This window comes from Rhodosalinus sp., assembly GCF_046542825.1.
In the GTDB taxonomy this organism is placed as follows: domain Bacteria; phylum Pseudomonadota; class Alphaproteobacteria; order Rhodobacterales; family Rhodobacteraceae; genus Rhodosalinus.
Window position 1 is genome coordinate 18,540 of sequence record NZ_JBKHAQ010000019.1, and the last position, 14,317, is coordinate 32,856.

Below are 14,317 nucleotides of genomic sequence, written 5' to 3' on the forward strand. Positions count from 1 at the left end.
TATTGGTCGTGCGGCCGGGAAGACCATAGGAGATCCGCGATGCAGGCAGCCCAAACCACCGTAGACGCAGGCGAGGTCGCCAAGTTCGAGGCGATGGCGGCAGAATGGTGGGATCCGAACGGCAAGTTCAAGCCGCTGCACATGCTCAATCCGTGCCGCCTGGACTACATCACGGCGCAGATTGCCGCGGAATTCGGACGCGACCTGGCGGACGCCCGCCCCTTCGCGGGGCTGCGTCTGCTCGATATCGGCTGCGGTGGCGGGCTGCTGTCCGAACCTATGGCACGGCTGGGCGCCGAGGTCGTGGGCGTGGACGCCGCGGCGCGCAACATTCCCGTTGCACAGGCCCACGCGGCGCAATCGGGGCTCGAGATCGACTATCGCCACGGCGCGGCCGAGGCGCTGGCGGCGGCGGGCGAGCGATTCGACGTGGTGCTCAACATGGAGGTGGTCGAGCATGTCCCCGACCCGGCGGCCTTTCTCAAGGCCTGCCAGCAGCTTCTGAAGCCCGGTGGGCTGATGGTCTGCTCGACCATCAACCGCAACGCCAAGAGCTTCGCCATGGCGATCGTGGGCGCGGAATACGTCATGCGCTGGCTGCCGAAGGGCACGCATGAATGGCGCAAGTTCATCACCCCGGACGAGCTTTACGGCTATCTCGAGCAGGCGGGACTGAAGCCGGTGGACCGCAAGGGCTTCGTCTTCAATCCGGTCAGCTGGTCCTGGGCAATCTCGCCGCGCGACCTGAGCGTGAACTACGTGACCGCCAGCACGAAGCCCGGCTGAAGAGACCGGCGAATTTTCGGTCGAAAATTCGCCGGGCGGCGGGCGCGTGGAGTCCGAAGAATTTTCGATCGAAAATTCTTCGTCACGCGCTGTCGTCCTCAAGCCTCAGACGCAGCTCGCGCAGGATCGGAAGCACGGCGCGCACCTTGTCCTCACCAAGGTCGCCTACCAGCTCCGTGACCATCGGGGTCACGGCCGCCAGCGCCTCGTCCCGCGCGCGCAGGCCCGCGGGGCTGATCGCCACCATCTTGCGGCGGGCATCCTCCCAGTCGGGGCGAATGTGAACGTGGCCCTGCGCCTCGAGGCGGTGCAGCGTGTTCGTCATCGCGCCACGCGTGACATGAAAGCTGCGGGCAAGCTGCGCCGGCGACCGTTCGACACCGAAGCGTGCAAGGTGATTGAGCACCGAGAAATGGCTGATCTCCATGCCTCCCGGCAGCACGCGGCTCAGCCGGTTGCGAACCAGCTGGTCGGCGGTCAGGATCTCACTGAAGAGCGTCACCGCCAGCGCATGTGTCGTCCTGTCCATGCTCAGGGGCCGTCGAACTCCCGGTCGTGTTCCAGCGAGGGCACGCGACGGCGCGCCTGCGCGGCAGCATCGCGGTCTATCTCGGCATAGAGGATCTGCGGATCGGCCCCCGCCTCGGCCACCACGGCGCCCCAGGGGTCCACGACCATGCTGTGCCCCCATGTCTTGCGGGCCTTGCCGCGGCTCGTGGGGTGCGTTCCGGTCTGGGCCGGCGCCAGAACCCAGGCGCCGGTCTCGATGGCGCGGGCACGCAACAGCGGCTCCCAGTGCGCGGCGCCGGTCACCTGCGAGAAGGCCGATGGGACGGTCAGGATCTCGGCGCCCTCCTGCGCGAGCGCGCGGTAGAGATAGGGAAAGCGCAGATCGTAGCATACCGTCAGGCCGACCGTTCCAAAGGGCGTCTCGGCCAGCCGGGCGCGGCGTCCGGGGCGGAAGCCCGCTGATTCGCGGTAGGTCTCGCTGTCGCTGACCTGCACGTCGAACATGTGGATCTTGTCATAGCGCGCGACGATCCGCCCCTCGGGACCGATCAGGAAGGAACGGTTGGCGAATCGCTCGTCAGCATCGTCGGTCTTCAGCGCGAGCGAGCCGATCAGCAGCCAGAGGCCTGCGCGCGCGGCCTCTTCGCGCAGGCCCGCCAGCACGGGATCGTTCGCCTCGTGCGTCAGCACGCTGGTCTGGTGCGCGCGGCTGGCCGAGACGCAGTTCGTCACCTCTGGCGTCAGGACGAAACCCGCGCCTTCCGCCGCCGCCTCGCGCAGCAACCTTGTCACGGTGGCGAGATTCTCCTCCGGCTGGTCGGAAGAGGTGAGCTGCAGGAGCGCGGCGCGCATCAGGCGGCGAGCAGGGGGTCGAGCTTGCCCGCCCGGTCCAGCGCATGCAGCTCGTCGCAACCGCCGACGTGGGTGTCACCGATGAAGATCTGCGGCACGCTGGTCCGGCCCTGCGCGCGCTGGATCATTTCCGGCTTGCGGCCGGGGTCTGCCCAGATGTCGAACTCGGTGAATTGCACGCCCTTCTTCCGCAGGAGCCGCTTGGCCGCCACGCAGAAGCCGCAGAGCGGCGAGGTGTAGATCTCGACGGGTTTCAGGGTGTCGCTCACGGGGTTGGCCTCCTTGGGGCTTGACCTGTCCCCTTGAAACCTAAGCGTCCCGCGCCGCCCGCGCCAGAACCGCGACGCGAATCTCGCCCGCGCCGGCCCGTGCCAGCGCCTGTGCCGCCGCCTCCAGCGTCGCGCCCGTGGTCATCACGTCGTCGATCAGCAGGACGGGGCGCCCGGCCACTCGTGCCGCATGGCGCGGCGTCACGCGAATCGCGCAGGCCAGCGTCTCGGCCCGCTGCGCGCGCGACTGACCGCCCAGCGCGGCCGTCCGGCGCGGCCGCTCCAGCAGGTCCAGCGCCAGGTCGAGCCCCAGCGCGCGGGCGAGCGGCGCGGCCAGCAGCGCCGCCTGGTTGAACCGCCGCGCGGCAAGCCTACGCCAGTGCAGCGGCACCGGCGCCACCAGCGCGCCGTCAAGCGCCATGGGTCGCGCCGCCCGCGCCATCCAGAGCGCAGCGGGACCGGCGATATCGCTGCGGTCCGCGTGCTTGAGGCCGAGCACCAGGCGCCTTCCCATCCCGCGGTAGAGCAGCGCCGCCCGCCCCTGCACCCAGGGCCGCGGGTGGGCCAGGCAATCGTCGCACTGCACCGCCTCGCCCGGGTCGTCGCCGGGCAGCGGCGTGCCGCAGGCGTCGCAGACCAGCCCGCCGACAAAGGGGGTCTCGCGCCAGCAGGCGGGGCAGAGGCCGAAATCGCTTTCCACCGGGCCGCCGCAGCCAAGGCAGCGGGGCGGGTAGATCAGCCGCAGCGCGGTTTGAACACGCCGGGACCAGACACTATCTGTCACGTCCATGCAGACCCCTGCCCTCACCGACCCGCGCGCACTGGCGCGCAACCGCGCCCGCGCGGCTCGTGCGCCGGTGACCTTCCTGCACGATGCCGCGCGCGACGATCTCGAGGATCGCCTCGCGATGGTTAACAGGACCTTTACGGCGCCCGCCGTGATCAGCCCGCGCCCCGAGGTCTGGGATGGCTGGCTGCCCGGCGCGCAGCACGTTGCGCCCGCGGAGGTGCTGCCGCTGGAGCCGCAGGCGCATGACCTTGTGATCCACGCGATGGACCTGCACTGGGCCGAGGATCCGGTGGGCCAACTGATCCAGTGCCGCCGCGCGCTGAAACCTGACGGGCTGTTCCTTGCCGTGTTCTTCGGCGGCCGCAGCCTGCAGGAGTTGCGCGCGGTGCTGGCGAGGGCGGAAAGCGAGGTGACCGGCGGGCTCAGTCCCCGTGTCGCGCCCATGGCGGAAATCCGCGACCTGGGCGCCCTGCTGCAGCGCGCGGGCTTCGCCTTGCCGGTCGCCGACAGCGTGACGCTGACGGTGCATTATCCCACGGCGCTGCATCTGATGCGCGAATTGCGCGGCATGGGCGAGGCCAACGCGCTGGCGGGCCGGTTGCGCCGCCCGACGCGCCGCGCGGTGTTCCTGCGCGCCGCAGACCTCTACGCGGCGGAGGCGCCGGGCCCGCAGGGCGGCATCGCCGCAACCGCGGAACTGGTGGTGCTGACCGGCTGGGCGCCGGACGAAACCCAGCCGCAGCCGCTGCGACCCGGGTCGGCGAAGCAACGGCTTGCAGACGCGCTCGGAACGACGGAAACGCCGCTCGGTGATTGACGTATCGGGTGAAACACATATGTCCACCGGGTAGCCGCCGAGGACAGGGACACAACAATGCTCGACGCAGCCAAAGCAGAGACCCGCCCGGTCCATGCGCCCGCCGACCACCCGAAGCTGCCGCCGGAGCGGGTCGGCGTCCTGATCGCCAACCTGGGCACTCCGGACAACTACGACTACTGGTCGATGCGCCGCTATCTGAACGAGTTCCTGTCGGATCGCCGCGTCATCGACTATGCGCCCTGGAAGTGGCAGCCGCTGTTGCAGCTCATTATCCTGACCAAGCGCCCCTTTTCCAGCGGCGAGGCCTACAAGTCGATCTGGAACGAGGAAAAGGGCGAAAGCCCGCTGATGACGATCACCAAGGACCAGACCGCCGCGCTTTCCAAGGCGATGAAAGAGCGGTTCGGCGATCAGGTGATGGTCGATTTCTGCATGCGCTACGGCAATCCTTCGACCCAGTCGAAGGTGGACGCGATGGTCAAGGCGGGCTGCACGCGCATCCTGTTCTTCCCGCTCTATCCGCATTACGCTGGCGCCACCTCTGCCACCGCGAACGACCAGTTCTTTCGCGCGCTGATGAAGCAGAAGTGGCAACCCACCGCGCGCACGGTCGAGCCCTACTTCGAGCATCCGCTCTACATCGAGGCGCTCGCGCAGTCGGTAGAGCGCGCCTATGGCGATCTGGAACACCGGCCCGACATCCTGGTGTGCTCCTACCACGGGATGCCGCAGCGCTACCTGATGGAGGGCGACCCGTACCACTGCCAGTGCCAGAAGACGACGCGCCTGTTGAAGGAACGGCTGGGCTGGGATGACACGGAGATCACCACGACCTTCCAGTCGGTCTTCGGCCCGGAGGAGTGGCTCAGACCCTACACCGTCGAAGAAGTTGCGCGGCTTGCGTCCGAAGAGGGCAAGAAGCGGATCGCTGTGATTGCACCCGCCTTCTCGGCCGATTGCATCGAGACGCTGGAAGAGATCAACGAGGAAATCCGCGAAAGCTTCGAAGAGGCGGGCGGGCGCGAATTCACCTATATCCCCTGCCTGAACGACGATCCCGCGCATGTCGAGGCGTTGGGCGCCGTGATCGAGGAAAACCTGAAGGGATGGCTGGACTGATCGCTCTTCCTGGCGCAAAACCTTTTCGGACGTAAAAAAAGGGCGGCGCTCCGGCACCGCCCGTTTCTTGCTTCATGAAGCGCGGATCAGTCGGCGACTGCCGCGATCAGGGCGATCAGCATCAACGGAATGATCACGCCGGCAGGGGTGGACGCCTGCTCCGTCTCTTCCACGATGACCGGCGGCTCCATGATGACTTCGCCTTTCGGCGTTCCTGGAGCCGCGGCAAGGGCGGGAGCGGCGAAGGCGGACAGAGCGGCGGCCAGAACGAGCTTTTTCATGTTATCCTCCAGTGGTCGGCCCGCCCGCTTCCACAGGAAACAGCGTGACAGGCCGCAATACTTCCCTCGTGGCCCTTGTCTAAGCACCCCGTGGCGAGGATTGCAAATCTCTTGTCAAGACCCTGACGACGCCAAGGCGTACCCGTGGTCAGATCAGCAACACCTGTGTACCGATCTCCGCCATGTCGTATAGTTCCTCGATATGCTCGTTGTAGAGCCCGATGCATCCGTTGGACGAGCGGCGCCCGATCTTGCGCGTGTCGTGCGTGCCATGGATGCGGTAGTAGGTCCACGAAAGATGCAGTGCGCGGGTGCCCATCGGGTTGTCGGGTCCGGGCGGCACATAGTCCGGCCATTCCGGATTGCGCTCCTTCATCGAGGGCGTCGGACGCCAGTCCGGGCTCGGATCCTTGAAGGTCACGCTGGTGCGGCCCCGGCGCGTCAGTTCCTCGCTCAGCGGCACGGAACTGGGATAAAGGCGATAGACGCTCTCGTCCTCCGACCAGTAGTGCAGCGCGCGCGAGGTGATGTCGACAAGGATCGCGCCCCGGGACAGATCGCTGAAATAGGGCCGCCAGTCGAGCGAGCGGAAGCTCGAGATGTTGCGGCGCACTCCCTCGTCGATGTCCGACTCCATCTCGACACTGCCGGGCATCTGCGATTGCTGTGCGATGGCCGGCGTGCCCAGCACGGCAGCGGCCCCGGCGAGGAAGCTCCGCCGGTTCACCGCGCGGGCGATTCGCTTCTGGGTCATGTCGCATGCTCTCCACGAAAGTCCGACCCATTTTATATATTGCCGCGAGGCCGCAGTCGCAAATCAAACTGCCGCTATCGGCGGCGGGGCGGGCGCGAGATTTGAAACCTGCGCGCTCTGCGGCTAAAGCGAAGGCGTCCGAAGCCATGATCGCCGGAGCCATGTTGCGCAAATTCCTGTCACTCGCCGCCGTTCTTGCCGCCGTCGCGGCCTGTGCGCCCGTACCGCAGCCGCCGCAACTGGGCCCCGACGGTCAGCCGCTGCCGCGGCTCTACCGCATCGGACAGGGCGACGAGACTCGCATCCAGTTCGAGACGCTGGATTCCGTCAACGCGCTGCGGGAGGCGGCCGGCGTGGCTCCGGTCGATCTCGACCCGCGATTGAATGCCGCCGCCGCGACCCACGCGCGCGACATGGCGGTGCAGAATCGCCCGTGGCACTTCGGCTCGGACGGGTCGTCGCCGATCGACCGGGTGCGCCGGGTGGGCTACGAGGGTTCGTTCCTGGGCGAGACCCTCTCCGAAACCTACGAGACCGAGGTTCAGACGCTCGCCGCCTGGATGGAGGAGGAGCCGACGCGCGACATCATCCTGGACCGGCGGGCGCGCGACATGGGCTTCGCCTGGTATCAGGAGCCCGGCGGCAAGATCTGGTGGACCCTGGTGATGGGCGCAGGCACGGACGACGGCGCGACGCGCACGGAAGCTTCGCTCAGGGATAGATCGTGATCGGCGTGCCGTTGCGGACCATCGCGTAGACCTCTTCCATCTCACGGTTCGTCACCGCGATGCATCCCGCCGTCCAGTCGCGCCCGCCCTCACGATATTCCCACGGGCGGCCGTGAATGAAGATGTCGCCGCCCGGATCGACGCCGGCTTCCGACGCCGCCATCTGGTCATGCGGTTCGGGATAGGAGATGCCCAGCGACAGGTGAAACTGGCTGTCGGGGTTGCGCCGGTCGATGAAATAGTCGCCCTCCGGCGTGCGCCCGTCCCCGCGATACTGCTTGTGCCCGACCGGGTTGAAGCCAAGGCCGATGTCATAGCCTTCGAGTATCCGGTCGTGATGCAGCAGATACATCCGCCTCTCGCCCTTGTAGACGAGGATGCGCGTCACCTCGGGCCCGTCGTAGGTGCGGAACTTGCTCGCGCAGGCCGACAGCCCGAAGGCCAGCGCGACCATGAGCGCCACGCGCAGAAATCCTGCCATCTCTGTCCCTCGAAAGGGTTATCTTTATGGCAGGAGCATACACCGAAAGCGCGCGCAGGCGTAGCCGCAATTCACGCGCCCTTGCGCGCGTCCGCCGGCTGCTCGGCCTCTGCCTCTGCCAGCCGCGCCTCGATCCGTGCCAACCGCTCCAGCACCTCGTCGCGGTAGGCGTCGGTGCGCAGGCCTTCCTCCTCGTGATGCGCGTCCTGCATCGAGTTCACGATCAGGCCGACAAGCAGGTTCACGACCGCGAAGGTGGTCACCAGGATGAAGGGCACGAAGAAGGCCCAGGCGTAGGGATAGACCTCCATCACCGGGCGCACGATCCCCATCGACCAGCTTTCCAGCGTCATGATCTGGAACAGCGAATAGGCCGAGTCCCCGAGCGAGCCGAACCACTGGGGGAAGGCGTCGCCGAAGAGCTTCGTGGCCATGACCGCGCCGATGTAGAACACGAGCGTCATCAGCAAAAAGACGCTCCCCATCCCCGGGATCGCGCGGACGAAGCCCTCCACCACCCGGCGCAGGCGCGGCGCAACGGAGATCACGCGCAGCACCCGCAGGATACGCAGCGCGCGCAGCACCGACAGCCCCTCGCTGGCCGGCAGCAGCGCGATGCCGACGATCACGAAGTCGAAGACGTTCCACCCGCTGCGGAAGAACCGGCCGCCATGCGCCACCAGCTTGAGCGCGATCTCGGCGGTAAAGATCGCAAGACAGGCGCGGTCGATGGCGATCAGCAGCGGCCCCGCCGCAGCCATCGCCGTGTCCGAGGTCTCGAGCCCAAGCACGACGGCGTTGACGACGATGACCGCGATGATCCCGTTCGTCACCCAGGGCTGCGCCAGCCAGAGCGCCAGTCTGTCCCGAAACCCCATTGCCTACTCCCTCTCGCCGCCCGGCATATGGGACAGGCCGAAGCCCGCCACAAGCTCCACATGGGGCGACCAGCGGAACTGATCGACCACCGTGACCGGCCCCATGCGGTAACCCGCCGCGACCAGCACCGCGGCATCGCGCGCGAAAGTGGCGGGGTTGCATGAAACATGGGCAATGCGCGGAACACGCGCCTGCACCAGCGCGGCGATCTGCGCCGCGGCCCCCTGCCGGGGCGGGTCGATCACCACTGCGTCGAAGCGCGACAGCTCGGCCGGGTCAAGCGGGCGGCGAAAGAGATCACGCGCTTCCGTCGTGACACGCTTCAGCCCCTTCGCCCGTCGCCATCCCGCGTCGAGCGCGCCAGTCATCGCGGCGTCGCCCTCCACGGCGTGCACCTCCGCCCTTTCGGCCAGCGGCAGCGCGAAGGTGCCGCAACCGGCGAACAGGTCTGCGATCCGCGCCGAACCAGCGAGGAGCGCGCGCACGCGCGCGACGAGCGCCGCCTCGCCTTCGGCCGTCGCCTGAAGGAAAGCGCCCGGCGGCGGAACCACGGCCGCGCGCCCGAAATGCAGCACCGGCGGCCGCATCTGCGCCACCGGCTCGCCCGCCCAGGTCAGCCGGGCAAGATCGTGCCGCGAGGCGAGCTGCGCGAGCCGGGTCCGCAAGCCTTCATCCAGCGGCTTGCCACCCGTCACGCTCACATCGAGGCCGGCCTCCGTCAGCGTCGCGGCCACGTCGAGCGCGCCCTTTCGCGAGGCACCGGCCTCTGCCAGCACCTCGGCGACCGGAAGCGCGGGCAGCAGGCCGGGATGCAGGACCCGGCACTCCGGCACCGGCACGATCTCGTCAGATCCGCGCACATGGAAGCCTGCCAGCACGCCCTTCTTCGTGCGCCGCGCCGCCAGCACCGCGCGGCGGCGCGAGGCGGGCGGCGAGGTCTCGACCCCCGCGACCCGTGCCTCCAGCCCCTGCGCGGCGAGCGCGTGGCGCACGATCCCGGCCTTCCACTCCGCCACCGCCTCGTCGCGCAGATGCTGCACCGTGCAGCCGCCGCAGCGGCGGAAATGCGGGCAGGGCGGTGTGACGCGGTCGGGCGAGGGCTCCAGGAGTCGCACCTCTTCAAGCCGGCCGTCGCGCTCCTCTCCCTCCACCAGTTCGCGGGGCAGCGCGCGGGGCACGATCAGCCCCTCGCCAAGGCCGTCGCCCAGATGGCCCAGCCGCTCTATCCGCACCTGTCGCATGGCGCCCCGATAGCGCGGGACGGGCGGCAAGGCTACTCCGCCGCCTCGCGCGTCGAGATGAAGCCGCCGGACTGCCGATCCCAGTAGCGGGCATAAAGGCCGCCGCGCGCCAGAAGGTCGTCATGCGTGCCCTGCTCGACGATGCGGCCCCGGTCCATCACCACGATCCGGTCCATCTCGCTGAGGGTGGACAGCCGGTGCGCGATGGCCAGCACCGTCTTGCCCTCCATCACCCGCTCCAGCGCGGTCTGGATCGACGCCTCGACCTCGGAATCGAGCGCGCTGGTCGCCTCGTCAAGCACGAGGATCGGCGCGTCCTTAAGGATCGCGCGGGCCAGCGCGATGCGCTGGCGCTGCCCGCCCGACAGCTTCACGCCCCGTTCGCCGAGATAGGCATCGTAGCCGCGGTTGCCGCGGTGGTCCTGCATGTCGAGGATGAAGTCATGCGCCTCGGCCTTCTTCGCCGCCGCGATCATGTCCTCCTCGGTCGCGTCGGGGCGGCCGTAAAGGATGTTCTCGCGCGCGGTGCGGTTGAACATCGCGGTCTCCTGCGTGACCATCCCGATCTGCCGCCGCAGGCTTTCCTGCGTGACATGGGCCAGGTCCTGCCCGTCGATCAGGATGCGCCCCTTTTCCGGAGCGTAGAGCCGCAGCAGGATCGCCACCAGCGTGGACTTCCCCGCGCCGCTCGCACCGACGATCCCCAGCTTCTCGCCCGGCGCCACGTCCAGCGCGATGTCTTCCACCCCGCCGATCTCGCGCCCGTAGGCAAAGCTGACGTGGTCGAAGGTGATCCGCCCCTCGGACACCTCCAGGGCCACGGCGCCCGGCGCATCCTCCAGCCGTTCGCGCGGCGTCAGCGTCTTCATCCCGTCCTCGATCTCGCCCACGTTGGAATAGATCGCCATCAGCGTGAAGCTGACCCAGCCGGTCATCTGCGCGATGCGGATCGAGATCGCGCCGGCGGCGGCGATATCCCCCGCCGTGGCCGTCCCCGCCTGCCAGAAGATCAGCGTGGCCCCCACCATCAGCACCGGCAGCAGCCCCGCGATGGTCATCAGCGCCAGCCGGAACCACGCCGACAGCACCCCGAAGTGCAGCGCGCGCTCCCGGTAGCTCTGCATGGCGTTCAGCGCCGCGCGGTCCTCGTGATCGTCGTGCGCGAAGAGCTTGACCGTCTTGATGTTGGTGATGGTGTCCACCACCTGCCCGGTCACGTTCGCCCGCGCCGCGGCCCGTGCCCCGGCCCTCTGCCGCACGCGCGGCAGGAAGAAGCGGATCAGCGCGAAGTAGCCCACCAGCCACACGGCAAAGATCGCGGCATTCCAAGGGTCGATCGACCCCAGCAGGATCACCGCCCCCAGAAGCGAGGCCAGCGCGAAGGCCACGACATTGATGACCTCGGCGGACACATCCGTGACGGCGCGGGCGGTCTGCATCTGCTTCTGCGCGATGCGACCGGCGAAATCGTTGTCGAAGAAGGTGACAGACTGCCCAAGTCCCCAGCGGTGCAGCCGCGACAGCACAAGCGGCATGACGTTGGGCTGCACGATCATCGAATTCGCGGCAGCCGACAGGCCGAAGAAGATCGGCCGCGCCACGACGAAGAACACCACCGCGCCCACCAGCAGCGCAAGGTTGCCAGGCTCGAACAGCGCCGCGCGACCGTCCTCCAGAGCCACGTCGATCACCAGCCCCAGCACCCAGGCGGTGCCCGCCTCCATCGCGCCGGCCAAGGCGGAGAGGAACGCCGCAAGCGTCAGCGCCGGCCAGGCCCCCGACAGGCACCAGCCGAAGAACCGCGCCAGCGTCTGCGGCGGCGCCCCCTCGGCGGGGCGGAAGGCGTCAAGCATCTGGCCCAGCGTCGCTTTCATTCAGCCGCCTCCGTGTTCAGGAAGCCGCCGGACTGCCGCTCCCAGAAGCCGGCATATAGCCCGCCCTTCGCCAGAAGCACGTCGTGCGGCCCGTCCTCGACGATGCGGCCACGGTCCATCACCAGGATCCGGTCGAGATGCGCGATGGTGGACAGGCGATGCGCGATGGCGATCACGGTCTTGCCCTCCATCATGCGGTAAAGCGTCGACTGGATCGCCGCCTCGACCTCTGAATCGAGCGCGCTGGTCGCCTCGTCCAGCACGAGGATCGGCGCATCCTTGAGCATGACGCGCGCCAGCGTGATCCGCTGCCGCTGCCCGCCGGACAGCTTCACGCCCCGTTCGCCAACGAAGGCGTCATAGCCGCGTCGCCCCTGCGAATCCTCGAGATCGAGGATGAAGTCATGCGCCTCGGCCCGTTTCGCGGCCTCGATCATCTCGGCCTCGGTCGCGTCAGGGCGGCCGTAGAGGATATTGTCGCGCACCGAACGGTGCAGGAGCGCGCTGTCCTGCTGCACCATGCCGATATGGCGGCGCAGGCTTTCCTGCGTGACGCGGCTGATGTCCTGCCCGCCGATGGTGATGCGGCCGCCCTCGATGTCGTAGAACCGCAAGAGCAGCTTCACCAGCGTGGACTTGCCCGCGCCCGAGCGGCCGATCAGCCCCACCTTCTCGCCCGGGCGGATGGTCAGGTCGATGCCGTCGAGCCCGCCCTGCCCGCGTCCGTAATGGTGCGTCAGCCCCTCGATGCGGATCGTGCCGTCACCCGGCTCCAGCGGTGTCGCGTCCGGCGCATCGGTCAGCGTGATCGGTTGCGCGATGGTCTCCATTCCCTCTGCCACGACCCCCAGCTGACGGAAGAACGTCGTCAGCGCCCACATGATCCAGCCGGTCATCGCGTTCAGCCGCAGGGTCAGCGCGGTGGCCGCCGCCACCGCGCCCACGCTGGCGGCCCCCTGCATCCAGAGCAGGATGGCCCAGCCCACGACACCCACGATCAGCAGGCCGTTCAGGGCCACCAGCGCCACGTCCATGATCGTGTAGATCCGCATCTCGGCCGCGAAGGTGCGCCGCGTCTCCTCGATCGCCTCCCTCGCGTAGTCGAGTTCCCGGTCGTGATGGGCGAACATCTTGACCGAATGGATGTTGGTGTAGCTGTCCACCACGCGCCCCGTCACCTGGCTGCGCGCGTCGGAGGCGGCCTTGCTCGCCGGACCCACCCGGCGGATCGTCCAGACCATCAGCCAGGCATAGAGCCCCAGCCAGACGAGCAGCGGCAGCATCAGCCGCGGATCGGCGCCGCCCAGCAGGATCGCCGCCCCCACCAGATAGGCCAGCGCGAAGGTGATCGCGTCGAAGACCTGAAACACCGCCTCGCCCGCGGCGGGCGGCGTCTGCATGATCCGGTTGGCGATGCGGCCGGCGAAGTCGTTCTCGAACCAGCCCACCGACTGCCGCAGGACATGCGAATGGGCGCGCCAGCGGATCAGCGTGCCGAAGTTCGGCAGGATCGCGTTGTTCAGGATCAGCACGTCCAGCGCCTGAATTGCCGGGCGCAGCAGCAGGATGAACGCGCCCAGCGCAATCAGTTGCCAGCCGTGGTCGGCCCAGACCTGCGCCGGATCGCCGCCCAGCACGTCCACCACCCAGCCCATCGCCCAGATCAGCCCCACCTCGATCGCCGCCACAGCGACCGACAGCAGCGCGGCAAGGATCAGCACCCGCCGGAACGGCCGGGCGTAATCCAGCAGGAAGGGAAACAGGCGCTGCGGCGGCCGGTCGTCCTGCGGGTAGGGGCAATAGGGATCGACCAGGTTTTCGAAGAACCGGAACACGGGGGAAGACTCCTCTGCCGGGGCCCCGGCGACCCTGCGGGATGCGGCGCGAAAAGGCCACCCGGCATGCCGGCGCGATGCCGCGAAGCCCGGGGCGGGGCGCGCGCTTCCTGCCGCTGGCGCAGGGCGGGCCCGACGCGCTGCAGGGGCAGGGTTCGCCGGAGGCACGGTTCGCGGCCTGGCTGCGCGGCGCCGAGCCCGTCGCTCGGGCGCGTTCGGGCAATACTGCGGGCTCAGGGATGGCCGCGGAAGATTCGGGCCAGCGATTGGTTAAACGGTGGCCGTCGTGAGATTGCGCGGCGTACTGCGCAGGCCCTTCGCACTCGGCACGACGAAGAATCGCATGTCGTGGAAGGTCAGCGCGCAGTCCGACTTGGGAAGGCGCAGGATGAGGGACAGAGAGCGGTGACCCTCTGCGCAGGCTGAATCGCCGGGCCGCAGTGTGGCCAGCGCCGTGCCGAAGCCATGGCCATGGGCAAGTTCCAGAGGTTCCGAGAACTCGGTGTCAGTGTGCGCACCGCCCTTCTCCGCTCGGAGGAAGAGCCCCAGCGAGCGGGCCTTGTCCGAAGTGATCTCCGCCGCGAGGCCCAGCACGTCGCCCGGTTCGAACCTGGCTTGGCCAAGCCATATGGGCAGCGTGAACCAGGCCGGGGTCGTCCGCACGCGCGTGACGATCCTGAGAAGCTCGCCCGGCACCGAGGTCACAGTGACGTCCATGTCGCCGCCCTGCGCGTCCCAGCTCAGCGTTGCATTTGGGACGATCTCCACGTCGGGCGTTGCCGGTCCCGAGACCGACGCCTCCCGCAAACGGGTCAGAACTTGATCGACATGAGTCACACTGGCGTTGCTCATCTGGCGGCCCTTCTGATCCGGGGAACACGAACTGCTAACCTACCTGCGAAGCCGGCGTCAATGCGGCCCTGCACACGCGCGTTCATGGGCGACCTGAGCCGCTTCCCGGAAACGGGACAGGATCTGGCGGTTTTTCGCGCTACTTTTCGGGCCTTGCCGTCGGGTTGCATGATGGTCTCGTCGGCGCGTTAGACCACGTCCGGTGGCGCTCTCGACGGGGTTGGTGCGTGGATGGTCCCGGTGCTT

The 14,317-nt window shown here is 68.3% G+C and carries 16 protein-coding genes; 4 read left to right on the forward strand and 12 right to left on the reverse strand.

The window, feature by feature from the left end; translation table 11 throughout:
• Nucleotides 1-39 precede the first annotated feature (39 nt).
• On the forward strand, nucleotides 40-786 hold the full coding sequence (gene ubiG / locus ACLFOB_RS04380) for a bifunctional 2-polyprenyl-6-hydroxyphenol methylase/3-demethylubiquinol 3-O-methyltransferase UbiG (protein ID WP_410915855.1): 747 nt from the start codon (nucleotides 40-42) through the stop codon (nucleotides 784-786).
• A gap of 82 nt (nucleotides 787-868) precedes the next feature.
• On the opposite strand, the gene ACLFOB_RS04385 is transcribed toward ubiG, so the two are convergent.
• The 4 genes from ACLFOB_RS04385 to ACLFOB_RS04400 are packed head-to-tail and all read right to left on the reverse strand — an operon-like array spanning nucleotide 869 to nucleotide 3,207.
• The gene (locus tag ACLFOB_RS04385) at nucleotides 869-1,315 is read right to left on the reverse strand and encodes a MarR family winged helix-turn-helix transcriptional regulator (RefSeq protein ID WP_410925091.1); all 447 of its coding nucleotides are present in this window, start codon (nucleotides 1,313-1,315) and stop codon (nucleotides 869-871) included.
• Between the two features lie 2 nt (nucleotides 1,316-1,317).
• Complete coding sequence (locus ACLFOB_RS04390) at nucleotides 1,318-2,148, reverse strand: carbon-nitrogen hydrolase family protein (RefSeq protein WP_410915857.1); 831 nt, start codon at nucleotides 2,146-2,148, stop codon at nucleotides 1,318-1,320.
• Nucleotides 2,148-2,405: a glutaredoxin 3 gene (gene grxC / locus ACLFOB_RS04395; protein ID WP_410915870.1), complete on the reverse strand. Its 258-nt coding sequence runs from the start codon at nucleotides 2,403-2,405 to the stop codon at nucleotides 2,148-2,150. Before grxC ends, ACLFOB_RS04390 begins: the two co-directional genes overlap by 1 nt.
• Nucleotides 2,406-2,457: 52 nt before the next feature.
• Complete coding sequence (locus ACLFOB_RS04400; protein ID WP_410915858.1) at nucleotides 2,458-3,207, reverse strand: double zinc ribbon domain-containing protein; 750 nt, start codon at nucleotides 3,205-3,207, stop codon at nucleotides 2,458-2,460.
• Between ACLFOB_RS04400 and ACLFOB_RS04405 the strand changes: the two genes are divergently transcribed.
• Complete coding sequence (locus tag ACLFOB_RS04405; protein ID WP_410925093.1) at nucleotides 3,206-4,024, forward strand: methyltransferase domain-containing protein; 819 nt, start codon at nucleotides 3,206-3,208, stop codon at nucleotides 4,022-4,024. The two genes, ACLFOB_RS04400 and ACLFOB_RS04405, sit on opposite strands and share 2 nt — an antisense overlap.
• A 57-nt stretch (nucleotides 4,025-4,081) precedes the next feature.
• On the forward strand, nucleotides 4,082-5,146 hold the full coding sequence (hemH, locus tag ACLFOB_RS04410; protein WP_410915860.1) for a ferrochelatase: 1,065 nt from the start codon (nucleotides 4,082-4,084) through the stop codon (nucleotides 5,144-5,146).
• An 86-nt stretch (nucleotides 5,147-5,232) separates the two neighbouring features.
• Here hemH and ACLFOB_RS04415 read toward each other — a convergent pair whose 3' ends face one another.
• Nucleotides 5,233-5,427: a ferrochelatase gene (locus ACLFOB_RS04415; RefSeq protein ID WP_410915861.1), complete on the reverse strand. Its 195-nt coding sequence runs from the start codon at nucleotides 5,425-5,427 to the stop codon at nucleotides 5,233-5,235.
• A gap of 148 nt (nucleotides 5,428-5,575) precedes the next feature.
• Entirely contained in the window at nucleotides 5,576-6,181 is a 606-nt protein-coding gene (locus ACLFOB_RS04420) for a L,D-transpeptidase (protein WP_410915862.1), read from the reverse strand.
• Nucleotides 6,182-6,327: 146 nt separating this feature from the next.
• On the opposite strand from ACLFOB_RS04420, the gene ACLFOB_RS04425 reads away from it, so the two are divergent.
• Complete coding sequence (locus ACLFOB_RS04425; RefSeq protein WP_410915863.1) at nucleotides 6,328-6,909, forward strand: CAP domain-containing protein; 582 nt, start codon at nucleotides 6,328-6,330, stop codon at nucleotides 6,907-6,909.
• On the opposite strand, the gene ACLFOB_RS04430 is transcribed toward ACLFOB_RS04425, so the two are convergent.
• From ACLFOB_RS04430 to ACLFOB_RS04455, 6 genes are all read right to left on the reverse strand, one after another.
• Entirely contained in the window at nucleotides 6,893-7,390 is a 498-nt protein-coding gene (locus ACLFOB_RS04430; protein ID WP_410915864.1) for a L,D-transpeptidase family protein, read from the reverse strand. The two genes, ACLFOB_RS04425 and ACLFOB_RS04430, sit on opposite strands and share 17 nt — an antisense overlap.
• A 71-nt stretch (nucleotides 7,391-7,461) precedes the next feature.
• Nucleotides 7,462-8,268, reverse strand: a complete 807-nt coding sequence (locus ACLFOB_RS04435) for an ion transporter (protein ID WP_410925095.1) — start codon at nucleotides 8,266-8,268, stop codon at nucleotides 7,462-7,464.
• Between the two features lie 3 nt (nucleotides 8,269-8,271).
• Nucleotides 8,272-9,510, reverse strand: a complete 1,239-nt coding sequence (locus tag ACLFOB_RS04440) for a class I SAM-dependent RNA methyltransferase (protein ID WP_410925099.1) — start codon at nucleotides 9,508-9,510, stop codon at nucleotides 8,272-8,274.
• Nucleotides 9,511-9,542: 32 nt separating this feature from the next.
• Nucleotides 9,543-11,384, reverse strand: coding sequence for an ABC transporter ATP-binding protein (locus ACLFOB_RS04445; protein WP_410925097.1), 1,842 nt, complete (start codon nucleotides 11,382-11,384; stop codon nucleotides 9,543-9,545).
• Complete coding sequence (locus ACLFOB_RS04450) at nucleotides 11,381-13,219, reverse strand: ABC transporter ATP-binding protein (RefSeq protein WP_410915868.1); 1,839 nt, start codon at nucleotides 13,217-13,219, stop codon at nucleotides 11,381-11,383. The genes ACLFOB_RS04445 and ACLFOB_RS04450 overlap by 4 nt, the downstream gene beginning before the upstream one ends.
• A gap of 270 nt (nucleotides 13,220-13,489) precedes the next feature.
• Complete coding sequence (locus ACLFOB_RS04455; RefSeq protein WP_410915869.1) at nucleotides 13,490-14,071, reverse strand: hypothetical protein; 582 nt, start codon at nucleotides 14,069-14,071, stop codon at nucleotides 13,490-13,492.
• Nucleotides 14,072-14,317 lie beyond the last annotated feature (246 nt).